This window comes from Streptomyces inhibens, assembly GCF_003389455.1.
In the GTDB taxonomy this organism is placed as follows: Bacteria; Actinomycetota; Actinomycetes; order Streptomycetales; family Streptomycetaceae; genus Streptomyces; species Streptomyces inhibens.
Genome location: NZ_QUAC01000461.1, coordinates 1 through 21,143 on the forward strand (window position 1 = coordinate 1; position 21,143 = coordinate 21,143).

20 protein-coding genes are annotated in these 21,143 nt (G+C 71.3%); 9 read left to right on the forward strand and 11 right to left on the reverse strand.

The features are described 5' to 3' along the window. The 4 genes from DY245_RS39770 to DY245_RS39785 all read right to left on the reverse strand — a co-directional run. Window positions 1–218 (reverse strand): aldehyde dehydrogenase family protein (locus DY245_RS39770; RefSeq protein WP_128511980.1); only part of this gene is annotated, 218 nt, incomplete at its 3' end. A 129-nt stretch (window positions 219–347) separates the two neighbouring features. Beyond that, window positions 348–1,301, reverse strand: coding sequence for an NAD(P)-dependent oxidoreductase (locus DY245_RS39775; protein WP_128511981.1), 954 nt, complete (start codon window positions 1,299–1,301; stop codon window positions 348–350). 299 nt (window positions 1,302–1,600) lie between these two features. Continuing rightward, window positions 1,601–3,058 (reverse strand): CitMHS family transporter, encoded by a 1,458-nt coding sequence (locus DY245_RS39780; RefSeq protein WP_128511982.1) that lies wholly within the window; start codon window positions 3,056–3,058, stop codon window positions 1,601–1,603. Window positions 3,059–3,254: 196 nt separating this feature from the next. Next, window positions 3,255–3,890 (reverse strand): TetR/AcrR family transcriptional regulator, encoded by a 636-nt coding sequence (locus DY245_RS39785; RefSeq protein WP_244943551.1) that lies wholly within the window; start codon window positions 3,888–3,890, stop codon window positions 3,255–3,257. 148 nt (window positions 3,891–4,038) lie between these two features. Here DY245_RS39785 and hmgA point away from each other — a divergent pair, with 148 nt between their 5' ends. Together hmgA and DY245_RS39795 are read left to right on the forward strand one after the other, a co-directional pair. Then, window positions 4,039–5,394 (forward strand): homogentisate 1,2-dioxygenase, encoded by a 1,356-nt coding sequence (gene hmgA / locus DY245_RS39790; protein ID WP_128511984.1) that lies wholly within the window; start codon window positions 4,039–4,041, stop codon window positions 5,392–5,394. A 16-nt stretch (window positions 5,395–5,410) separates the two neighbouring features. Next, window positions 5,411–6,160 carry a GntR family transcriptional regulator gene (locus DY245_RS39795; protein ID WP_128511985.1) on the forward strand — a complete coding sequence of 250 codons (750 nt, stop codon included), beginning with the start codon at window positions 5,411–5,413 and terminating at the stop codon, window positions 6,158–6,160. Here DY245_RS39795 and DY245_RS39800 read toward each other — a convergent pair. Continuing rightward, window positions 6,141–7,073 carry a LysR family transcriptional regulator gene (locus DY245_RS39800; RefSeq protein ID WP_181924069.1) on the reverse strand — a complete coding sequence of 311 codons (933 nt, stop codon included), beginning with the start codon at window positions 7,071–7,073 and terminating at the stop codon, window positions 6,141–6,143. The two genes, DY245_RS39795 and DY245_RS39800, sit on opposite strands and share 20 nt — an antisense overlap. 166 nt (window positions 7,074–7,239) lie before the next feature. Here DY245_RS39800 and DY245_RS39805 point away from each other — a divergent pair, with 166 nt between their 5' ends. Continuing rightward, window positions 7,240–7,551 (forward strand): putative quinol monooxygenase, encoded by a 312-nt coding sequence (locus DY245_RS39805; RefSeq protein ID WP_128511987.1) that lies wholly within the window; start codon window positions 7,240–7,242, stop codon window positions 7,549–7,551. A gap of 50 nt (window positions 7,552–7,601) precedes the next feature. On the opposite strand, the gene DY245_RS39810 is transcribed toward DY245_RS39805, so the two are convergent. Then, window positions 7,602–8,993 carry an MFS transporter gene (locus DY245_RS39810; RefSeq protein ID WP_128511988.1) on the reverse strand — a complete coding sequence of 464 codons (1,392 nt, stop codon included), beginning with the start codon at window positions 8,991–8,993 and terminating at the stop codon, window positions 7,602–7,604. A gap of 245 nt (window positions 8,994–9,238) precedes the next feature. On the opposite strand from DY245_RS39810, the gene DY245_RS39815 reads away from it, so the two are divergent. Further along, the gene (locus DY245_RS39815; protein WP_128511989.1) at window positions 9,239–10,516 is read left to right on the forward strand and encodes a type ISP restriction/modification enzyme; all 1,278 of its coding nucleotides are present in this window, start codon (window positions 9,239–9,241) and stop codon (window positions 10,514–10,516) included. A 10-nt stretch (window positions 10,517–10,526) separates the two neighbouring features. On the opposite strand, the gene DY245_RS39820 is transcribed toward DY245_RS39815, so the two are convergent. The 4 genes from DY245_RS39820 to DY245_RS39835 all read right to left on the reverse strand — a co-directional run bounded on the left by DY245_RS39820 (window position 10,527) and on the right by DY245_RS39835 (window position 14,767). Continuing rightward, on the reverse strand, window positions 10,527–10,808 hold the full coding sequence (locus DY245_RS39820) for a hypothetical protein (RefSeq protein ID WP_128511990.1): 282 nt from the start codon (window positions 10,806–10,808) through the stop codon (window positions 10,527–10,529). Between the two features lie 491 nt (window positions 10,809–11,299). Beyond that, a complete protein-coding gene (locus tag DY245_RS39825) occupies window positions 11,300–13,045 on the reverse strand; it encodes an amidohydrolase (RefSeq protein ID WP_244943552.1) in 1,746 nt (581 codons plus the stop codon). A gap of 377 nt (window positions 13,046–13,422) precedes the next feature. Further along, window positions 13,423–13,686: a hypothetical protein gene (locus DY245_RS47280; RefSeq protein WP_128511991.1), complete on the reverse strand. Its 264-nt coding sequence runs from the start codon at window positions 13,684–13,686 to the stop codon at window positions 13,423–13,425. A gap of 274 nt (window positions 13,687–13,960) precedes the next feature. Further along, entirely contained in the window at window positions 13,961–14,767 is an 807-nt protein-coding gene (locus DY245_RS39835) for an SGNH/GDSL hydrolase family protein (protein ID WP_128511992.1), read from the reverse strand. Between the two features lie 318 nt (window positions 14,768–15,085). Here DY245_RS39835 and DY245_RS39840 point away from each other — a divergent pair, with 318 nt between their 5' ends. After that, complete coding sequence (locus DY245_RS39840) at window positions 15,086–16,324, forward strand: S8 family peptidase (protein WP_128511993.1); 1,239 nt, start codon at window positions 15,086–15,088, stop codon at window positions 16,322–16,324. A 136-nt stretch (window positions 16,325–16,460) separates the two neighbouring features. Here the strand turns inward: DY245_RS39840 and DY245_RS39845 are convergent, their stop codons facing one another. Next, window positions 16,461–17,171, reverse strand: a complete 711-nt coding sequence (locus DY245_RS39845) for a YoaK family protein (RefSeq protein ID WP_128511994.1) — start codon at window positions 17,169–17,171, stop codon at window positions 16,461–16,463. Between the two features lie 226 nt (window positions 17,172–17,397). Here DY245_RS39845 and DY245_RS39850 point away from each other — a divergent pair, with 226 nt between their 5' ends. From DY245_RS39850 to DY245_RS39865, 4 genes are all read left to right on the forward strand, one after another. After that, window positions 17,398–17,823 carry a hypothetical protein gene (locus tag DY245_RS39850; RefSeq protein ID WP_244943553.1) on the forward strand — a complete coding sequence of 142 codons (426 nt, stop codon included), beginning with the start codon at window positions 17,398–17,400 and terminating at the stop codon, window positions 17,821–17,823. A gap of 1 nt (window position 17,824) precedes the next feature. Beyond that, window positions 17,825–18,919 (forward strand): GNAT family N-acetyltransferase, encoded by a 1,095-nt coding sequence (locus DY245_RS39855; RefSeq protein WP_128511995.1) that lies wholly within the window; start codon window positions 17,825–17,827, stop codon window positions 18,917–18,919. A 476-nt stretch (window positions 18,920–19,395) separates the two neighbouring features. Then, window positions 19,396–20,211, forward strand: a complete 816-nt coding sequence (locus DY245_RS39860; RefSeq protein WP_128511996.1) for a glycosyltransferase family 2 protein — start codon at window positions 19,396–19,398, stop codon at window positions 20,209–20,211. Further along, the coding region (locus DY245_RS39865) for a glycosyltransferase family 2 protein (RefSeq protein WP_244943554.1) at window positions 20,208–21,143 on the forward strand (936 nt) is incomplete at its 3' end. The genes DY245_RS39860 and DY245_RS39865, both read left to right, overlap by 4 nt.

Sequence of the window (21,143 nt, forward strand, 5' to 3'; positions counted from 1 at the left end):
AGCGCGGACAGCCGGGCGGCGCGCTCGGCCGGGGCGGTGGCGGCCCACCCGGGCAGCGCGGCGCGGGCGGCGCGCACGGCGGCGTCCACGTCCTCCGCCGTGCCGGCCGGGACGGTCGCGATGACCCGTTCGTCGGCCGGATTGACGACCTCGATCGTGCCGCTGCCCTCGGCGGGCCGCCAGCTTCCGTCGATGTACATCGCGTCGTGCTGCTTCACGTCGTGGTCCTCCCGCGCCGGCTGATGGTCGTCCGCTCCCCAAACTAGCGCCGGTAGTTTTGTGCCGCCAGGGAGTTTGGCACCCGCGATCGGTGCCGGTCGCCATGAGCCTAGGAGACGACGTCGGCCTCACCCCTTGGCGGACGCCTTACGCATTTCCTCGATCACGCTGACGAATCCGGCATTGCCGTGGCCGGCGGCGATGGTCCGGTCCGCGAGGCCCTTGACGGCGCTGAGCACCTCGGTGTTGATCCCGCGGTCGTCGGCCGCCTCGATGATGTGCGCGATGCCCGCCGCCTCCATGACGATGTTGTCCTGATCCCCGGAGAAGACGCCGCGGTCCAGATCCTCCGCCATGTCCGCGGCGATGGCGGGCAGGATGCCGACGATCGTCTCGGTGAACGGCGCGAACTCCTTGGCCTTGATGCCCTCGGCCCCGGCCAGCGCGAAGGCGTGCATGAGCCCGGCCATCGCCGAGTAGAAGAAGCCGAGCAGCGCGAGATCGTGCACCGCCGCCATGCCGTGGTCGGCGCCCAGATAGGGAGCCTGGTCGCCGAGCGCCTTGAGCGTCGGCCCGTACGTCTCGAACGCCTCCCGCGAGCCGCTGTAGAGGATGGTCGCCGCGGGCTGTCCGATGACCGGCGTCGGCACCATGATCGAGCCGTCGAGGTAGTCGATGCCGTGTCCGGCGGCCCATGCGGCGGCGGCCCGCGAGCGCTCCGGGGTGTCGGAGGTGAGGTTGACCAGGACCCGGCCGGACAGCTGCGCACCGACCGGCTCCAGGATCGCGTGGGACGCGGCGTAATCCAGCACGCACACGATCACCAGCGGGCTCGCGGCCACCGCCTCGGCCACCGAGTCCGCGCGGACCGCGCCGCGCTCGACCAGCTCGTCGGCCCTGCCGGGCGTGCGGTTCCAGACCGTCGTGGGGTGACCGGCCCGGAGGAAGGCGCCGGCCAGCGCGCGCCCCATCGCGCCGAGGCCGAGGACGGTCACCGGGGTGCGGGTGGTGTCCGTGTCGTCGGTGCCATTCGTCCGGTTCGGGTGGTTGTTCGTCTTGTTCGTGTCGTTCGCGGTGCTCATGGGGGTGCTCCCTGCACATGGTGCCGGGCCCGGCCCGGTGCCGGACCCGCTGTGCACACCACCCTGCCGAGCGGCGCTTACGGTCCCCTTCGGGTTTGCTTACGGTCCCTTCGGGCCGGCTTACGGGCCCCGCCGGCAATCGGCACCTCCCGCCGGCCGGTGCGGCGACCGGGCAAGGCGAGGGCCCGGCAGGAGACCGCCGGCCCGGCCATGCTCACCGCTCCTTGGGCGAAGGAGAAGGTGATGACCAGGCGCAGCAGCCAACTCCTGCCGGGCCTCGCGGTGTCGCTTCCGTCCCTCTAGATGATGCCGAAGAGCAGACCGGCACCGAGGACCACGAGGGAGGTCAGCGCGGCCCATTTGACGGTGAACTTGGTGTGGTCGCCGAACTCGACCTTGGCCATGCCGACGAGGACGTAGACGGCGGGGACCAGCGGGCTGGACATGTGCAGTGCCTGGCCGATGAGGGAGGCGCGGGCGATCTCGATGGGGGCCACACCGTGCGCGGCACCGGCCTCGGCGAGGATCGGCACGATGCCGAAGTAGAAGCCGTCGTTGGACATGAAGTAGGTCAGCGGGATGCTGAGGACGCCGGTGACGATGCCCATGTGCGGGCCGAGCGCGTCGGGGATGCCGCTGACCAGCCAGCGGGCCATGTGCTCGACCATGCCGGTGCCGGTGAGCACGCCGGTGAAGACGGCGGCGGCGAAGACCATGCCGGAGACGTTGAGCACGTTCTCGGCGTGCGCCGCGACGCGGGCCTTCTGGTCCTTCATGTGCGGGAAGTTGACGGTGAGCGCGAGGGCGGCGCCGAGCAGGAAGAGCACCGGGATCGGCAGCGTCTGCATGATCAGGAGGGTGAGCAGCGCGACGGTGAGCGCGGCGTTGAACCAGTAGAGCTTGGGGCGCAGGGTGGCGCGCTGCGGGTCCAGGACCTGGAGATCGTCCTCGTCGGAGGAGTCCGCGCCGTCGGAGGCGGAGCCGGCGTCGTCGCCGGAGGTGCCGGTGCCCGCGCCGCCGCTGATGCGCTGCGCCGCGGCCGGGGCGCCGCCCTTGGTGCCGGCGCCCGCGCCGACGAGGACCTGCTCGGTCTCCTTCTCCTCCACGGTCCCGGTCACCAGGCGGGTGTCACCGAGGGTCAGCACACCCAGCCGCTTGCGCTCGCGCCGGCCGAGGACGTACGCGAGGGCGAAGACCGCGACCAGGCCGACGGCCAGCGCGGGGATCATCGGGACGAAGATGTCTCCGGCGTCGAGCTTGAGCGCGGTGGCGGCGCGGGCGGTCGGGCCGCCCCAGGGGAGGGTGTTCATCACGCCGTTGGCGGTGGCGGCGACGCCGGTCATGACCACCAGGCTCATCTTCAGCCGCTTGTAGAGCGGGTAGAGCGCCGAGACCGTGATCATGAAGGTGGTGGAGCCGTCGCCGTCGAGCGAGACGATCGCGGCGAGCAGCGCGGTACCGACGACGACGCGCACCGGGTCGGCCTTGCAGAACTTGAGGATGCCGCGGACGATCGGGTCGAAGAGACCGACGTCGATCATCACCCCGAAGTAGATGATGGCGAACATCAGCATCGCGGCCGTGGGGGCCAGGTCACCGATGCCCTTGAGGACGTAGTCGCCCAGGTGCGCGCCCTGGCCGACCAGGACACAGAACAGCGCTGGGATGAGCACCAGCGCAGCCATCGGTGACATCTTCTTCATCATGATCAGCACCAGGAAGGTGGCGATCATGACAAATCCGAGGATTGTCAGCATTAGAGGTACCTCACGTTCGCCCTTGAACATCTGCCGGGGTGGCGGTTCAGGTGACGTTAGGTCCCGCAAACTTTTGTTAACAAGGTCTTGACGCGGGAGCAATACGAGCAAAACCCCAGGTCAATAGGGGATCTCCGCGGACGGGCGTGAGCAGAACCGGCAGACCCACCGGCGGGGCGGCCGACAACGTGGGACGTCAGTCCAGATACCGCGCCAGATAGGCCCGCAGCAGCACCTTGGTCTCGGTGACGATGACCCGGTCGCCGCCCGGGTCCGTGCGGAAGGCGAGTTGCAGCAGCGCATCGGCGGTTTCGACGCCGACCAGGAAGGCGGTGCGCAGCCGCTCGTCGGCGGCGTCCAGCCCGAGCCGCCCGGCGAACAGGGCGAGCAGCCGGTCGGCGACCTCGTAATTGGCCTGCCGGGACTCGCGCGGGGCGGGCACGGTGAACTCCACCAGGGCGAAGCCCGGCACCGTCCGCTTCATGGCCAGATATTCGTCGACCACCACGTCCATCGCGCGCCGCCACTCCAGCGGATCATCGGCCGGGGCGGTCAGCCGGGCGGTGATGCGGTCGGCGTAGGCGTCGAGATTGCGCCGGGCGAGCGCCTCGGCCATGGCGCGTTTGTTGGGGAAGAAGCGGTAGACGGAGCCGATCGGGACACCGGCGCGGCCGGCCACGGCCCGGGTGCTCAGGTCCTCGTAGCCGGTCTCCTCCAGCAGTTCGGCACAGGCGTCGAGGATTGTGGCCAGGCGCTGGGCGCTGCGCCGCTGGACGGGCGCGCGGCGGAGGGGGGTGGACCGCGGGGCGGGCTGGGGGGTCGGCTGCTGCACCCGACCATCCTGCCCGCCGTTCGGCCGGGTGGAGCGCCGTCGGACCGATCCTTTCGATCCGGCCATCCCGTCCGGGAGTCTCCGTTGACGGCCCCGCATGTCAATCCTAAGGTCTTGCATAGGATTCCTTGAGCGGCAGGAGCGCGCGATGACAGGCACGGGCAACGAGCAGGCGAGGAAGACGGCCGAGGGGCTGGTGTACGTCACCGGGTTCGGCAACGAGCACAGCTCGGAGGCCGTCCCGGGCGCGCTGCCGGTGGGCCGCAACTCCCCCCAGCGCGCACCGCTCGGCCTGTATGCCGAGCAGCTCAGCGGGTCGGCGTTCACCGAACCGCGGGCGAGCAACCACCGCTCCTGGCTCTACCGCATCCGCCCGTCGGCCGCGCATCCGCCGTTCGTCCGCGCCGAACGGCCCGCGGTCCGCTCGGCGCCGTTCACCGACTGTGTCCCCGACCCCAACCGGCTGCGCTGGAATCCGCTGCCCGAGCCCGCCGGTCCGGCCGACTTCCTGGACGGCCTGTGGACGCTGGGCGGCAACGGCGATGCGACCCAGCGCAGCGGTATGGCCGTCCACCTGTACCACGCCAACGCCTCCATGGAACGGCGGGTGTTCAGCGACGCGGACGGCGAGCTGCTGATCGTGCCCGAGCACGGCGGGCTGCTGCTGCGCACCGAATTCGGCCTGCTGCGCGCCGAACCGGGCGAGGTGGCGCTGATCCCGCGCGGCGTACGCTTCCGCGTCGAGCTGCTGGACGCCGCGTCCGACGGGCAGAGCCCGACAGCTCGCGGCTATGTCTGCGAGAACTACGGCCGGCCCTTCCAGCTCCCCGACCTCGGCCCGATCGGCGCCAACGGCCTGGCCAACGCCCGGGACTTCCGCGCCCCGGTCGCCGCCTACGAGGACGTCGAGGGCCCCGTCGAGGTCGTCAACAAGTTCTGCGGCAACCTCTGGACCGCCACCTACGACCACTCACCGCTGGATGTCGTCGCCTGGCACGGCAACCATGTCCCGTACGTCTACGACCTGCGGCGCTTCAACGTCATCGGCTCGATCAGCTACGACCACCCCGACCCGTCCATCTTCACCGTGCTCACCTCCCCCTCGGACACCCCGGGCCTGGCGGGCGTGGACTTCGTGGTCTTCGCGCCGCGCTGGCTGGTCGGCGAGGACACCTTCCGGCCGCCGTACTTCCACCGCAATGTGATGACCGAGTACATGGGGCTGATCGAGGGCGCCTACGACGCGAAAACCGCCGGTCCAGGGGGTTTCGTACCGGGTGGCGGCTCACTGCACAACATGATGTCGGCGCACGGACCCGACCGGGAGACCTTCGACCGGGCGAGCGCGGCCGAGCTGCGGCCGCAGAAGATCGACGACGGGCTGGCCTTCATGTTCGAGACCCGCTGGCCGCTGACGCTCACCGCACAGGCCCGGGACGCCGGGCATCTGCAGCGCGGCTACGACGACGTATGGCAGGGTCTCCAGCGCCACTTCCGCCTGTGACACCGGGGAACGCTTCGTGACCACCTTCGCTCCCGACTCGCTCGACCTGAACCGCAAGCTGCCGCTCTGGTACCAGGTCTCGCAGTCGTTGCGCGCCTCCATACTGGGCCGCTCCCCCGAGGCGCCGCTGCGGCTGCCCACCGAGGACGCCCTCGCCGAGCACTACGGCGTGAGCGTGCTGACCATGCGGCAGGCCCTCAAGGAGCTGGAGACGGAGGGGCTGATCAGCCGGCACCGGCGCCGCGGCACCTTCATCGAGCCGAGCGCCCAGCGCGGTGCGCCGGTGCGGCTGCTGGGCTCGGTGGACGCGATCGTGGCCCAGCAGTCCGGGATGCGCACCGAGCTGCTGGAGCAGGGGCCGACCACCGTTCCTGCCGAACTGTCGGAGTATTTCCCGGATATGGCCGAGGTGGCCGGATTCCGCCGGCTGCGCAGCGACGAGGAGACGGGCGAACCGACCAACCACGCGCGCAACTTCGTCCGCCCCGATGTCGCCGCGGGGATCGATCCGGCGGACCTGGTGCGCTGGCCGATGACCAAGGTGCTGCGCGACGCGGTGGGCGTACGGATCAGCCGGATCACCGACACCGTCGAGGCGCGGCTGGCCGACCCCGAGACCGCCCGGCTTCTGCAGGTCCCGCTGCTCAGCCCGATCCTGCACTACACCGGCGTCACCTACGACGAGGACGGCCGGGCGGTCGATGTCGCCCGGATCCACTACCGCGGCGACCGCTTCTCCTTCACGGTCACGCTGGACGCGCACTGAGCTGTTCGTCGTCGGCCGGCCACCCGCGGAGGCGGGCGAGCTCCGCACACCCCTTGAGGAAGCGGGGCACGGCCGGATGCGGGTGCTCGGCCCGCCAGACCGCGTCGAGGCACAGGCCGGGCCCCGGCTCCGCAAGGGGTACGAGGGTCATGCCGCGCGGGAGTTGGTGGGCGAGCGAGGCCACCACGAGATTGACCCCGCGCCCGGCGGCGATGCCCGCCCAGGCGTTGGAGCCGGAGGCGGTCTCGTCGAGCGAGGGCGCGAAGCCCGCACCCCGGCAAGCCGCGATCACCGCGTCGTAGTAGCCGGGCGCCATGTCGCGCGGCCACAGCTGGAACTTCTCGCCCTTGAGCTGTACGAGATCCACCACCGGGGCAGCGGCGAGCGGATGGCCGTCGCCGACCGCGACCCTCAGCTCCTCGCGCCGTACCGTCCGCCGGTCGATCCCCGTCGGGTAGCCGGTCCGGGGAGCGAGCGCGAGGTCGCAGCGGTCGTCGCGCAGCATCCGGCAGACGTCGCCGGCGAAGATCTCCCGGGTCTCCACCTTCAGCTTGGGCAGCCGCTCCGCGAGGTGTGCGATCAGCTCCGGCAGGGTCTCGTACACCGCGGTGAGCGTGTAGGCGATGCGCAGCGTGCCCACCTCGCCGGCCGCGACGGCCCGTGCGTGCCGGCCGGCCCGGGCCGCGGCGGCCAGCAGCCGCTTGCAGTCGGCCAGATAGGCGGCGCCGGCCGGGGTGAGCTCGACCCGCCGGGAGGTCCGCTCCAGCAGCCGTACGCCGAGGGTGTCCTCCAGCGCCTTGATCTGCTGGCTGAGCGCCTGCTGTGCGACATACACATCCTCGGCGGCGCGCGTGAAGCTGCGACGCTCGGCCACCGCCACGAAGTACCGCATCTGGCGCAGCTCGGGTTCCATGCGACGGCATCGTACGGCGGCGGCCCGCACCCGTCGACAAGCCGGGCTTGTCGGTCGACAACAAGCTGCGCTTGTTGGCCGAGGGGCCCGCTCGTAGCGTTGGCCGGGCCGAACACCCTTGCGGAACACGGCAATCCGCCCCCACGACACCACCGGAGCACCGCTGATGACCATCGAGTACATCCGCTACCGCATCACCGACCCCGAGCGCCGGGCCGCCTTCGAGAAGGCGTACGCGGCCGCCGCCGAACAGCTCGACGCGGCACCGCAGTGCCTCGGCTACGACCTGGCGCACGGCGTCGAGGAGCCCGAGCGCTACATCCTGCGCATCGAGTGGACCTCCGTGGAGGACCACCTCAAGGGCTTCCGGGGCGGCCCGCTCTTCGGCCCCTTCCTCGCCTCCGTACGGCCCTATATCGACGACATCGAGGAGATGAAGCACTACGCGCGCACGGCGGTGACCTCCGTACGGGAGTGAGCGAGGCGGCCCGCGCCGGCGACCGGGCGGCGCGGGCCGCTGGGATCAGCTCAGATCCGCTCCAGGCTCCGCCCCGTGCTGCGCGGTCCCAGCAGCGCCACGTCCAGGCACAGCAGCAGCATCAGCGCGGCGGAGCCGGTGAACACCGCGGCCGCCCCGAGGCCGGTCAGCACGCTCAGCGCGACGAACGGCAGCGCGACCGAGGTGAGCCGGGAGAGCGAGTAGGCGATACCGATCGCGCTGCTGCGCAGGCCGGTCGGGAAGATCTCGGTCTGGTAGACGTGGAAGGCGTTGGAGAAGACATTGCTGCACACCGTCAGCAGGAATCCGAAGCCGACGATGGCCCAGGGGGCCGCGGCGAAGCCGAACGCCAGGCCGCAGCCGGCGATACCGAGCGCCGAGGCGATGATCAGTGTCCGGCGCTCGATCCGGTCGATGAGCGGGATCGACAGCGCGGAGCCGATCGGATAGCCGCAGAAGCTCAGCGCCGCGTACAGCAGCGACTCGGTGACGGTGTGCCCCTTCGCGGTGAGCACCACCGGCGCCAGCGATCCGAAGCCGTAGTAGCCGACGGTCTGCAGCACCTGGAAGATCCACCACATGACGGTGCGCCGGCGGTGGTCGCCGCGGAACATCTCGCCCAGCGGCACCTTCCGCTCCGGCACGGTCTCCGTCTCCGGTACGGACGGCAGACTGCCGCCGGTCTCCCGGGCCACCCGCTCCTCCAGCCCGGCCACGATCCGCCCGGCCTCCTCGTCGCGCCCTTGCACGGTCAACCACCTTGGTGATTCTGGGAGTTGGCGGCGCATCAGCTGGATGAACGCGGCGCCCAGCGCGCCGGCGACCAGCAGCCAGCGCCAGCCGTCGATGCCCAGCAGCTGATGGGCGGCCACCAGCCGGGCACCGAGCAGCGCGGCGACCGGAACGCCGACAAAGCCGAAGGTGTACGCGTAGGCGATATAGCGGCCGCGCACTGCCCGGGGCAGGAACTCCGCGAGATAGGTGTCCACCAGCACGAGTTCGGCGCCGAGCCCGAGGCCGGACAGAAAGCGCAGGACCAGCAGCCAGTGCAGATTCGGGGCGAAGGCACACAGCAGCGAGAAGAGCGAGTACGCGGCCAGGTTGATCATGAACATCCGGCGCCGCCCCAGGCGATCGGCGAGCACCGACAGCACATTCGCGCCGACGAACATGCCGAGGAAACCGGCCGCGATCACCCAGGACTTCGCGGCGTGCCCGAGGTGCCACTGTTCGGCGAGGACCGCGGCCAGCACGCCGCCGAGGAAGATCTCGTAAAGGTCGAAGAAGGCGCCGATACCGACGATGAGCGTGATCCGGCGGTGCCACCGGGACGGCGGCAGCCGGTCCAGTCGCGCGGCGGCCCGGGTGCCGATGGGGGTCCCCCCGCGCCGTTCAGGCGTGGGGGAGGTGGTGCCCGTCATGACGGTCCTCCCTGAGCAGGTCCCGGCACGATGGGGTCCCCCCGCGTCGTTCAGGCGTGGGGCGGAGCGACGTCCGCACCGTGCTGCCGGGCGTACGGCCAGGACCGTACTCCTTCAAGATCAGCAAGCGGAAGACCGCATGCGCGCACGCCCCGGGCGGGGGACGTGGCCTGCGGATTCGGTGGCGCCGCGGGGCCCGTGGATACCATGCCGGGGTCAACCGAACGGTCCGGGAGGGGCTCCGCGTGACGGCGAAGCAGGACGCGCCACGGCTGTCCGATCTCATGCCGTGGTCCGTGGCGCCGCTGCGGCTCGGCCGTTCCTGGGTGAGGGCGCCGGATCCGGCCACCCTGCGCGCCCGCTGGCAGGCGCTGGTGGACACCGAGGACGCGGCGGCCCGCGAGCGGCTCTTCCGGCCGTCCCGGGCCCGCACCCTGCACTCCGCCGTCGGCCAGTTGCCGGGCCAGGCGACGCCCACCGGACGGCTGTACCGGGCGAGTGGGCCGTGCCCCGAGCCGGTGCGGATCCTCCACGGCCCGTTCGACCAGCAGTGGCTGCTGCCCGACCACCGGCTGATCGACGCGGCACGGCCGGAGCTGTGGCGGGTGGCGGACGAACGGCAGCTGTTCGCGGTCGAGTGGGGACAGGTTCCGCAGGTGCCGGGGCCCGCGGTGGTGTGCTCCGCGCTGCTGCCCGACGGACGGTCGCCGGCCGGCCGCCCCGGACGGATCCACCCGCTCTACCGGCGGCCCGGCGGACAGGAGCCGAATCTCGCACCGGGCCTGCTCGGTCTGCTCGCCCGGCGCCTGGACCGCCCGGTGAGCCCGCCGGAGCTGCTCGCCTGGACCACGGTGAGCGCCCACCACTCCCCCGACGGCTGCGCGGTACCGCTCACCGCCGACCCGGCGGTGTGGGACCGCGGTGTCGCGCTCGGCGAACGGCAGTTGTGGCTGGCCACCCGCGGCGCGTACGTACCCGGGGCGGGCGACGGACTCCCGGGCGGGCACGCCGGACCGGGCGAGCGGCCACGGATGCCGGGCGGCCGCCGCCCGTACGTACGCTCCGCGCTCCCCACCCGCGGGATGCCGGGCCCCCTCGGCTACGACCCGCAGGAGCAGGCGCTGCTGATCGGCGGCGGCCGGATCTCGCCGGTGCCGCCGGGCGCCTGGGACTTCCACGCGGGCGGGGTACGGGTCCTGGAGGCGTGGTTCGCGGAGCGGACCGGCGCGGCCGCGGCGGGGACGGAGGCGCCCGAGGCCGGTTCGCTGGCGGCGCTGCGCCCGGCGAACTGGCCGCAGGAGTGGACCTCGGAGCTGCTGGAGCTGATCACCGTACTGGCGCTGCTGGCCGAACTGGAGCCGCAGCGGCGGGAGTTGATCCGGCGGACGGCGGACGGGCCGCAGCTGACGGCGGGCGAGCTGCGGGCGGCCGGCATCGTCCCGGCGCCGGTCTTCGCGCGCCGCCCGGCGTCCGTGCTCGACCACCACGAGGAGGGCCCGGAGGGCCAGTTCGCGCTGCTGTGAGCCGCGCGCATCAGCCCTCCGCCGACCCGGCCCGCACCGCGCAGGCGTCGAGCACCCGCCCGATCAACCGCGCGAAGACCTCGTCCTGGTCCCCGGCCGGGGCCCTGTTCGCCAGGGCCCGGGCGACCCGCGGATACCGACCGGTGCCGACCGTCTTCGCCAGATGGTCGGCCCGTGCCGCGCGCCGCTGTTCCTCGCCGTGCCCGGACTCCTCGGCCCGCTCGGCGGCCGCATACGAATCTGCGGCTGTTCGGCAACGCGGGACCGGCTGCGCGGCACCGCGGCCAGGCACCGGGCCGATGAACTGCTGGACCACTTCGAGCCGGCCGCCGGGCTGGTCCTCGGCGGGCTCACCACCGAGGCCACGGACCGGTTCCCTACGCTCCCGATGAGCCGCTTCACGGTGTCGTTCGGGCAGACCTGTCTCCGAGTCCTGGTGGCCGCGGTCGGCAGGGGATACCTCCCATGCCCGTTCAGGGCTATGGGAGGGTACGGGACGGACTCGGCCCGGCGTGCGGCGCGTTCGCGGTACCCACCGAGGGCACCCCCGCCTGGCTGCGCTTCCTCGCCGACCGGAACCCGATCAGCTCGGTCGTTGCGGCCTGCCGCGAGCTGTTCGGCAACGCGGGACCGGCGACCGCGGACGCCGCTTGGCCGTTGCGGCACCCCGTCCCCGCCGCGCTCCTGTGGTCGCTGGTGCTGCTCGCCCTGTTCATCCCGGCGAGCGTCCGCCGCTCCGCACGCAGCGGACGCCGACCCCCTGCCGGCCGAATCCGGCGCAGCTCACTCCTGCGGCCCCAACTCCGGCCCCAGGGACGAGAACTCCTCCTGGCTCACCACCCGCTTCGGCGGCCAGGTGATGTTCTCCGGCGGCCAGCTCTGCCCGGTGCGCTCCAGGAACCAGGCCGGTGGCTCGTACATCGGCGGTTCATAGCCGTCGGGAAGCGCGGTCTTCCAGCGGACGCCCTGGGTGCGCCGGGCGAACTCGTCCTTGACCGCCTTGAGCCGGGCCGGCTGGGTGAGCAGATCGACGGCGGTCGCGGCCAGATACCTGGCGGCGGCCAGCAGCGCGGCACGGCCGGGGCCCGCGGCGGCGCAGGAGGCCGTCGACCAGGTGTGCATCTTGGTGCCGATGGGGGCCAGCGCGGTACCCATCGACACCGTCGGCACCTGCCAGCTGATGTCCGCGACATCGGTCGAACCACCGCCCAGGAAGACGGGGTTGGGCGGGGTCAGCGCACCGATCTCGTCGTGCAGGCCCTTCTGCGGCAGGCCGAGCGACCGTTGCAGGTCCTGGGCGAGCCGCTGTGCCTCGCCGTCGAAGTCGGGCGGTCCGATCGTGCGCATGTTGTCGTGCATCAGCTCGGCGAACGAACGGGACGGCAGCTGGTTCCAGCAGGCCGAGGTGATCTTGTGCTGGACCCGGGTCCGGCTCGCCTTGGCGGCCGCCTCGGAGATCGCTATGACCTTGTCGAGCAGCACCCGCACCCGCTCCGGGCTGCCCTCGCGCACGTAGTACGCGATCTCGGCGATCTCCGGGGTGACATTGGGGATCTCGCCCCCGTTGGTGATGACCCAGTGCAGCCGGCCGGACGGCGCAAGGTTCTCCTCGCGCAGAAACTCCGACATGGTCGCCATCATCACGGCGGCGTCCAGCGCGCTCTTGTTGCCGAGCGGGGTGCCGCCGTGCCCGGCCACCCCGAGGAAGGTGAAGGTGACCGCGGTCATCGCGGTGGTGGTGCCCCAGCCGGTCGCGTTGGACGTGGACGGATGCCAGTCGAGAAAGGCGTCGAGGCCGTCGTACACCCCCTTGCTGACGGCGTAGGTCTTGCCGATCAGCTGCTCCTCGGCGGTGGAGCCGAAGAACTTCACGGTCACCGGCAGCCGGTGGGCCCGGGCCGCCTCCGCCACCGCGGCGGCGGCCGCCGCGGCCGCGCTGCCCAGTGCGCTGTGCCCGCAGCCGTGCCCGGGACCGTAGCCCGGCGCGAACGGATCGTGGATGTACTCCCGCGGATCATGGTGCCCCACGCCCTTGCGCTGGGACAGCCTCGGCAGCGCGTCGTACTCCCCGCTGAAGCCGAGCGCCGGACCGCCGCGCCCCTGCCGGAAGGTGGCGGTGAAGGCGGTGGGGAAGCCCGCGGTGCCGAACGTCACCTCGAAGCCGGCCCGCTCCAGGAACTCCGCCTCGGCCAGTGACGACTTCCACTCCCGCAGGCTGAGCTCGGCGTGCTCCCAGATCTCGTCGTTCAGCCCGGTGATGGCGGACGCCTGGTCGTCGATCCAGCCGAGCGCGGTGGCCTTGGCGGCGCTGTTCTCGGCCAGCCCGGTGGGCGGCCGGTAGCCGCCGTCGGTGTCCAAGGCGCCCTCCGCGGCGGCCGCCATGGCCGGATCCGCGCCGCCCGTCACACTGCCCACCACGCCCGCCGCACCCAGCAGCTGCATGATCCGGCGCGGGTCGAGGCCGGCCGCGCCCGGGAAGAGGGTTCCGTCGCCGTGCTCGTGCTCGTGTTGGTCATGCAGATCGCACACAAACGCCTCCGGAGATGAGGTGGTTGTACGGCACAAACGATCTGCACCCTGGCCCGGAACGATCGCCTCGTCAACAGCGCGGAGTGACAGCGGTGTTACGCATCCGCGGGCCATGAATGCGGGGCATCGGGGGTGTCAAGGGGCGGCACGACAAAAAACCACCCGTCGCCGAGCAACGGGTGGTGGGGAGTTTTGCGCCGGCCGGGCGGGGACGAGGCCGGGCGGTTGAGCGGAGGCTTACGGCACCTCAGGGGCAAGTTTTCCCGCCCCGGCGAGCCCATCGAAGCGCTGTGGGCGCCCTGGGCCTGACGAGCGATCGGATCGCAACGCTGCGCCGGGACGGTGTGACCGCCCGAGATACCGCTTCGGAAAGCGGGTCAGCCGTGTCCGCCGAACAACGAGCGCCGCAGCCTGCGCAGCGGTGCGAACAGCGACACCCTGGCGCCGCGGCCGTTCCTCATCCGCGAACGATCACGCGCGGTGAGCTCCTGCATCAGCGACGTCGCACCCTCCGTCTCCCGCTGCGGGATGGCAGGACCACCCAGCACCGCGAGATGGCGGTCGAGACGCGCGCTGGTTGCGCTGCTCCCGCAATTGATGGCAGGTACTCGCGCCCTGCTACGCACTGTTATCTGTTCCATAACTCTCCCCACCCTTACGAGGGCACCCGGCCCGGGCAGGGTAACCCTATCTCTCTTGGAGGACACGCGTGCAGACCGGTCAACGGATTCACCTGCCTCGCCCTGACGTTGACGCACACCATACGGAACGTCACGTACAAGGCGTGTATCAGGGCGAGTTGATTGTCCGTCGGACTCTGACGGAAGCCACCGCAGGGCACCTGACGGACCGGCGGATCGCACGAGGAGAGACCGGGATCTCATGGCCTCTCCTCGTCGCACGGTGTGCGGGTGGTTACGCAGCGGAGGCGAACACCGGCAGATAGCCGCTGGACTGGCCGGCGGCGGTGGGGTGGTAGGACTCGTCGACGGGATAGGTCACGCTGTGCAGCCAGGCGCTGCCGGAGCACAGCTCATGTCCGGAGAAGGTGGCGTTGACATCGGCGAAGGTGAAGCCGTGGTCGGCGGCGCGCTTGGCGGTGACGCCATTGATGTCGTCGGCCGCGGCATTGATCGCGGCACGGGACTTCTCGGAGAGGCCGGCGAAGCAGCTGCCGCCGAGCTTGTAGAAGCGCGGATAGCCCAGGACCACCACATGCGCGGCCGGGGCCTTCTGGGAGATGGCGCTGTACACCCCGTCGAGCTTGCCGGGCAGGGTGTTGTCGATGTAGGTCCTGGCCTGGGCGATCCGGGCCAGGCAGGCGCTCTCGCCCTGGAGCGCACAGGTCGTCATGGTGTCGGCGAAACCGGCGTCGTTGCCGCCGATGGAGATGCTCACCAGGCCGGTGGAGCTGTTGAGCGGAGCGAGCTGACCGCTGACAACATCACCCGTTCGGGCCCCGGAGCAGGCGGTGAACCGGAAGGACGAGGGCGAGTGCGCGGCGGCCCAGAGGGCCGGGTAGGCCTTGGTGCTGCGCTTGCAGGAGCCGCTGGCACTGTCGTAGCTGCCGGCCCCGACACCCGAGGAGTAGGAGTCGCCGAGGGCCACATAGCCGGTGGCGGTGGGGAGTTGGGCGGACGCGGCGGCGCTCGCGCCGGTGAGCGCGAGCGCCGTGGTGACGAAGAAGGCGGACGTCAAGGCCGCGAATCGGGACAGTCTCATGGAACCTCCCTTAGCAGGATCTCTGCCACATCCGTCGTAGCAAGACTCGCCAGTAGCCGGAAGTGTCCATGCCAAAAGTCGTTACACAGTTCACGGCAAATCTGCCGATCCGGGGGGATGTTCACTGCCATGTCATTGCTTCGCCGTGACGTGCATATGACATCCCGCCAGAAGCCTTGATGCGTACGTTCGGTGCCCGCGAATCTTTTTGACGGGCGGTCAACGGAACTCCCCGTACCGCCCCCGGTGCGTACACCCCGTACGCAACCCCCTGCGCGCGCACCACGGCGCGCCACCGATGAGGAGGACCCCCTCGCGATGGCAGTGATGCGTTTCACCACTTCCCGTACCACCCCGCGGCGTTCGGCCACGCGGCGGATCGCCACGGCGCTGGCCGCGACCACCGCGGCCGCCGCCCTCGGCGCCCTCTCCTTCCCCGCCCATGCGGCGCCCGTCGAGGGCACCGTCGTGGGAGCCGGCGCCCCGGACGCGGTGCACGGCAGCTATCTCGTCACGCTGAAGCACGGCGCCGGCCTCAAGGCGGCCTCGGCGGACGGCAGAAGCGTGATATCCGCGTACGGCGGCACGGTGCGGCGGACCTACACCGCCGCGCTCAACGGCTACTCCGCCACCCTCTCCGCGGAAGCGGCCAGAAGGCTCGCCGCCGACCCGGCGGTCGACAAGGTCTTCCAGGACCGCACACTGCACGCCCTGGGCACCCAGACCAACCCGCCGTCCTGGGGCCTGGACCGGATCGACCAGGCGAAGCTGCCGCTCGACAAGAAGTACAGCTACCCGGACAGCGCGGGCTCCGGCGCCACCGTCTACGTCATCGACACCGGCGTACGCATCTCCCACCAGGACTTCGGCGGGCGGGCGGTGAACGGCTACGACGCCATCGACAACGACAATGTCGCGCAGGACGGCAACGGCCATGGCACCCATGTCGCGGCGAACGCGGCGGGCACGGCGTACGGCGTCGCCAAGAAGGCGAAGATCGTGGCGGTGCGGGTGCTGAACAACTCCGGCTCCGGCACCACCGCCCAGGTCGTCGCGGGCATCGACTGGGTCACCAAGAACCACAGCGGCCCCTCGGTGGCGAATGTGTCGCTGGGCGGCGGCCCGGACGCGGCCCTGGACACCGCCGTACAGAACTCCATCAAGAGCGGGGTGACATACGCCGTCGCCGCCGGCAATTCCGGGGACAACGCCCAGAACTACTCCCCCGCGCGGGTCCCCGAGGCCCTCACGGTCGGCGCGACCACCTCCACCGACGCACGTGCCTCCTACTCCAACTACGGCTCGCGGGTGGACATCTTCGCGCCCGGCAGCAGCATCACCAGCGCCTGGAACACCAACGACACCGCCACCAACACCATCTCCGGCACCTCGATGGCCACCCCTCATGTGACCGGTGCGGTCGCGGTCTACCTGGCCGGGCACCCGACCGCCACCCCGGCACAGGTCGCCACGGCCCTGACGAACGGCGCCACCTCCGGGGTGGTGACCAACCCCGGCAGCGGCTCGCCCAACAAGCTGCTGAAGATCGTCCCGTAGTGCGGATGCCGGTGCTGGTACCGGTGCCGGTGGCCGTGTGAGTGCCGGTTGCCGTTGCCATGGGGGCCCCGGGCGGCATGCCGTCGCCCGGGGCCCTTCCGCGGGTCCGCGGGGAGCGCCGGTGCACCGGAGCCGGTCAGTCCTCGGTGGTGTGCCGGCGGCGGGAGAGTCTCGGCACGAGGCACGCGGTGGCCACGACGAACGCCGCCACCAGCAGGATCACCAGCGTCGGCCGCGCCCCCGACCCGAGCAGTCCAGCACCGAGCAGACCGCCGGCGAACATCGAGCCGACCGAGATCAGCCGGCGGCCCGCGGCGTGCGTGCCGTACCCCAGTCTCTTGTCGTGCCCCAGCAGCGACCCGCTGACCAGGGCCGTCATCGCCCGGGTCTGCACCGTGGTGGTGAGGTCGGGAGAGGCGACCCGCATCGCGGTGACATTCCGCATTCCCATCGCCACCGCCATCAGGCCGATGACGGCACAGCGCCGCCCCGGCGGCAGACCCCGGGCCGGCCCCGACTCCCAAGCGGCCGCCGCCGCGACGGCCAGCAGTGTCGCCTCCGTGGCGAGCGCGACCGGGAACCACTGGTGGCGCCGCGTGGCCAGCGTCGACTCCAGCCGGGCCCCGAGCACCGCGCCCAGCACAAAGGCGCCGATCGAGACGGCCGTCGCCACCACCGACAGCCCGCCCTGTCCCGCGATGCCGAAGCCGAGGAAGAGCAGATTGCCGGTCTGGTTGGCGGTGAAGACGTGGCCGAGCGTCAGAAAGCTGACGGCATCGAGCACACCGGTGGCCACGGTCAGACACCCCATGATCACCGTCAGGGCGGTTCCGCTCGGCGGCTCCACGGACGCGGCTCCTTCCACCGGCCGCCTCCCCTCGCGGCACGTCCTCCCAGTCTCCGGACGGCCGGCCCCCCGCCCCGCCATTGCGCCGTCCGTGGGCCCCCTCCACACCCCGTACGCGCTGCCCGGTTGCGTATATTTCCGGTCTTCTTTGTGTCTTGACGGTGCTCTGAGCGCCGCGCGACATTGAGGCCCGGCATCCGGCGCTTATGGGGGGGCAAAGCTGCCTATGCAGACCAAGACCGTCAACGGCAGGGGCTCGTACGACCAGCCGCCACCCGACGAGCGGCCGGCGAGCGCCACCACGTCGCTGGTCGCAGGGGTGGCGGTCGGCATCGGCGCGATGGGCGCCGTACTCGCACTCGCCGACATCGGCTCGCCGCTGCGCGCGCCGTTCACCCTCTTCTTCCTCCTGATGGCGCCGGCCACCGCGATCGCCACTGCGCTCGGCCGGATGGATCCGCTGGGCCGGGCGGTGGCCGCCGGCGCCGGCGCGCTCGCCCTCGATCTGCTGGTGGCACAGGCCATGCTCGCGCTGCACCTGTGGTCGGTGCGGGGCGGAGTGGTGGCGGTGGCGGCGCTCAGCGGCGCCGTGCTGCTGGGCAGCGCGGTACGGCGGCGGGCCGGCCGGGCGCACGGAAATCGGGCGGACTGATATGGATGTCACGGTGTACCGCCCCGGTGAGCTGACGGGGGCCGACCGGAACGCCTGGACCGCCGTGCAGTCCCAGGCACGCTCCCTGGGGGCGCCACAACTGGCGAACCCGTTCCTGTCCCCCGAGTTCGCGCTGGCCGTCGGACGGTGCCGGAGCGGGGTGCGGATCGCGGTGGTGCACGAGGACGGCGGACCGGCCGGGTTCCTGCCCTTTCAGCGTTCGGCGCTCGGGGTGGGACGGGCGATCGGGCTGGGCGTCTCGGATGCGCAGGGGCTGGTGCACCGGCCCGGTTTCCGGTGGGACGCCCAGGAGCTGTTGCAGGCCTGCGGGCTGTCGGTGCTGGAGTTCGATCACCTGGTGGAGGGGCAGCGCCCTTTTGCGGCGGAGTCGTTCGGCGGCCATGCGTCACCCGTCATCGATGTGGACCAGGGCTTCGAGACGTATCTGGCGGGGCTGCGGATGCGGTCGCCGAAGTTCACCCGGACCACCCTCGCCAAGGAACGCCGGCTCGGCCGGGATGTCGGGCCGGTGCGCTATGTCCACGACGAGCGCGACCCGGCGGCGCTGCTGACGCTGATGCGGTGGAAGTCCGCGCAGTACCGCAGGACGGGGCGCAGCGACCGCTTTGCGCAGCCCTGGATCGTCCGGCTCGTACAGCAGCTGTTCCACACCCGTACCGATTCCTTCGCGGGTCTGCTGTCGGTGCTGTACGCCGGCGAGCGGCCGGTCGCGGCGCACTTCGGGCTGCGCTCCTGGTCCGTACTCGCCTGCTGGTTCCCGGCCTACGACCCGGAGTTCGCGAAGTTCTCGCCCGGTCTGGTGCTGCATCTGCGGATGGCGCAGGCGGCGGCCGCGGAATCCATGGCGTATCTCGATCTGGGGCGCGGCGCGAAGGATTACAAGAATTCCCTCAAAACACGTGAACTCCTGGTTTCCGAGGGCTGTGTGATGCGGCGGCATCCGGTGGCGCTGGGGCATCGTGCGCGGCGCGCACCGGTGCGTGCGCTGCGCAATGCGGTGCTCGCCAGACCGGAATGGTTCGAGCCCGCGGACCGCCTGCTCAAGCGGGTGGGACGGATGCGCTCGGGGCGATGAGGCATAGCCCGTGTGAGCCCTTCGCGCCCGGCCTTTCGCGAATTCGGGACGGCGCAATAGGGCGTACGCCGGTGCGCAATACGGGCGTACATCAGTACGTCCCAGTGAATTACGCCAAAGGGTATTTGGCGTGGAACGTCTTGCCTTAGAGTCCCGTTCATCAATACCGTCGCACATCCACCCGCATCGGACGATCATCGCAAGACGGCTCCAGGGGAGAGCTCGCGCGACACGATGACGGCCCGGTGCGGTGCGCGGTGGGGGGGGGTCCCGTGCGCTCGGTTTTCGCCTGCTGATCACGGCTGGGCGACGACCGGAGCACGAGCCGCGCGGCCGGAAACACGCATGCCAGCTCGCCCTGTTCCCATGGCGATTTCCGCCATGACGACCGGGGTGCGAACCCCCCTTTCGACCCGGATACCCAGCACGGACCGCCCGGGGGTGGGCGGTCCACCGGACGAGAGGGAAATCAACCCATGAGCTCGTTCCTTCGCCCGGCCGATGCGGAAGAACCGCCGCTGACGCTGCTGCCGGACCAGGCCGTCTACCGTCCCGTTTCCTCACATCTGGCCATCGCTCCGCCGGTCAGCGTCGTCATTCCGGCGATGAACGAGGCGGAGAATCTGCCGTACGTCTTCAAAACCCTGCCGGACTGGATTCATGAAGTGATCCTGGTCGACGGGAATTCCACCGACGACACCGTCCGGGTCGCCCGCGAACTGTGGCCCGGCGTCACGGTCGTCCCGCAGCGCGGCAAGGGCAAGGGTGACGCGCTGATCAGCGGTTTCGCGGCCTGCACCGGCGAGATCATCGTGATGATCGATGCGGACGGCTCGGCCGACGGCGGCGAGATCGTCAGCTATGTCTCGGCGCTGGTGTCCGGCGCCGACTTCGCCAAGGGCTCGCGGTTCGCCAATGGCGGCGGCACGGACGATATGACGCCCGTCCGCAAGCTCGGCAACCGGGTGCTGACCGCCATCGTCAACACCAAGTTCGGCGCCCGCTACACCGATCTCTGCTACGGCTACAACGCCTTCTGGCGGCACTGCCTGGACGAAATCGCCCTGGACTGCGCCGGGTTCGAGGTCGAGACCCTGATGAACATCCGGGTTGTCAAGGCCGGGCTGCGGGTGCAGGAGATCCCCAGCCATGAGTACAACCGCATCCACGGGGTCAGCAATCTGCGGGCGGTGCGCGACGGGCTGCGGGTGCTGAAGGTGATCGTCCGTGAGCGGGGTTCCAGAAGGAACCGGTCCGCCCGGCCCGCGCTGATCACGGGAGATGCGCTGTGAGGCCCGGGAGACCGGCGGCAGCCGGCCCGGCGCTGCGGATCTCCGTCGTCATCTGCGTGCACACCGAGGACCGCTGGGACGACATCCTCGCCGCGGTGGCCTCCGTGCGCGAGCAGTCCCATCCCGCCCATGAGCTGCTGCTGGTGGTGGACCACCACCCCGCGCTGCTCGACCGACTCAGGGAGCACTTCAGGGGCGCCCACGCGGGCGCACACGCTCCCGATGCTTCCGCAACTCCCCTGCTGATCATGGCCAATTCAGGTCCCCGCGGACTGTCCGCGGGCCGTAACACCGGTATCGCCGCGGCCGACGGCGAGATCGTCGCCTTTCTCGACGACGATGCGGTGGCCGAGCGGGACTGGCTGCACCACTTCGCCCAGGCGTACACGGACCCGGCGGTGATGGCGGTCGGCGGGCGCACCGAGCCCGCCTGGGCGTCCGGGCGCCGACCGGTGTGGTTCCCCGAGGAGTTCGACTGGGTGGTGGGGTGTACATACCGCGGGCTGCCGCCGGGAAAGGTGCGGGTGCGCAACGTCCTCGGCGGCAATGCGTCCTTCCGCAGGGTGGCGTTCGACCTCGTCGGCGGCTTCGCCATCGGGATCGGCCGGGACGCCGGCCGGCGGCCGCTGGGCTGCGAGGAGACCGAGCTGTGCATCCGGATCACGCGCGCCATGCCGGACGCGGTGCTGCTGATCGACGACCGGTCGGTGATCCATCACCGGGTGCCGGCCGAGCGGCAGCGGTTCGGCTACTTCCGCAGCCGGGCGTATGCGGAGGGCCTGTCCAAGGCGCTGGTGGCGCGGAGCGTCGGCGCGCGGGACGGTCTGGCGACCGAGCGGCGCTATACGACCCGGGTGCTGCCCGCGGGGGTGCTGCGCGGGCTGCGGGACGCGCTGCTGGGGCGGCCCGGCGGGGCCGGCCGGGCGGGCGCG

Coding starts and splice junctions, on each gene's coding strand:
- DY245_RS39855 (WP_128511995.1), top strand. CDS start 17,825: ATGGATGTCACGGTGTACCGCCCCGGTGAGCTGACGGGGGCCGACCGG.
- DY245_RS39775 (WP_128511981.1), bottom strand. CDS start 1,301: ATGAGCACCGCGAACGACACGAACAAGACGAACAACCACCCGAACCGG.
- DY245_RS39860 (WP_128511996.1), top strand. CDS start 19,396: ATGAGCTCGTTCCTTCGCCCGGCCGATGCGGAAGAACCGCCGCTGACG.
- DY245_RS39780 (WP_128511982.1), bottom strand. CDS start 3,058: ATGCTGACAATCCTCGGATTTGTCATGATCGCCACCTTCCTGGTGCTG.
- DY245_RS39835 (WP_128511992.1), bottom strand. CDS start 14,767: ATGAGACTGTCCCGATTCGCGGCCTTGACGTCCGCCTTCTTCGTCACC.
- DY245_RS39840 (WP_128511993.1), top strand. CDS start 15,086: ATGGCAGTGATGCGTTTCACCACTTCCCGTACCACCCCGCGGCGTTCG.
- DY245_RS39850 (WP_244943553.1), top strand. CDS start 17,398: ATGCAGACCAAGACCGTCAACGGCAGGGGCTCGTACGACCAGCCGCCA.
- hmgA (WP_128511984.1), top strand. CDS start 4,039: ATGACAGGCACGGGCAACGAGCAGGCGAGGAAGACGGCCGAGGGGCTG.
- DY245_RS47280 (WP_128511991.1), bottom strand. CDS start 13,686: ATGGAACAGATAACAGTGCGTAGCAGGGCGCGAGTACCTGCCATCAAT.
- DY245_RS39810 (WP_128511988.1), bottom strand. CDS start 8,993: ATGACGGGCACCACCTCCCCCACGCCTGAACGGCGCGGGGGGACCCCC.
- DY245_RS39800 (WP_181924069.1), bottom strand. CDS start 7,073: ATGGAACCCGAGCTGCGCCAGATGCGGTACTTCGTGGCGGTGGCCGAG.
- DY245_RS39805 (WP_128511987.1), top strand. CDS start 7,240: ATGACCATCGAGTACATCCGCTACCGCATCACCGACCCCGAGCGCCGG.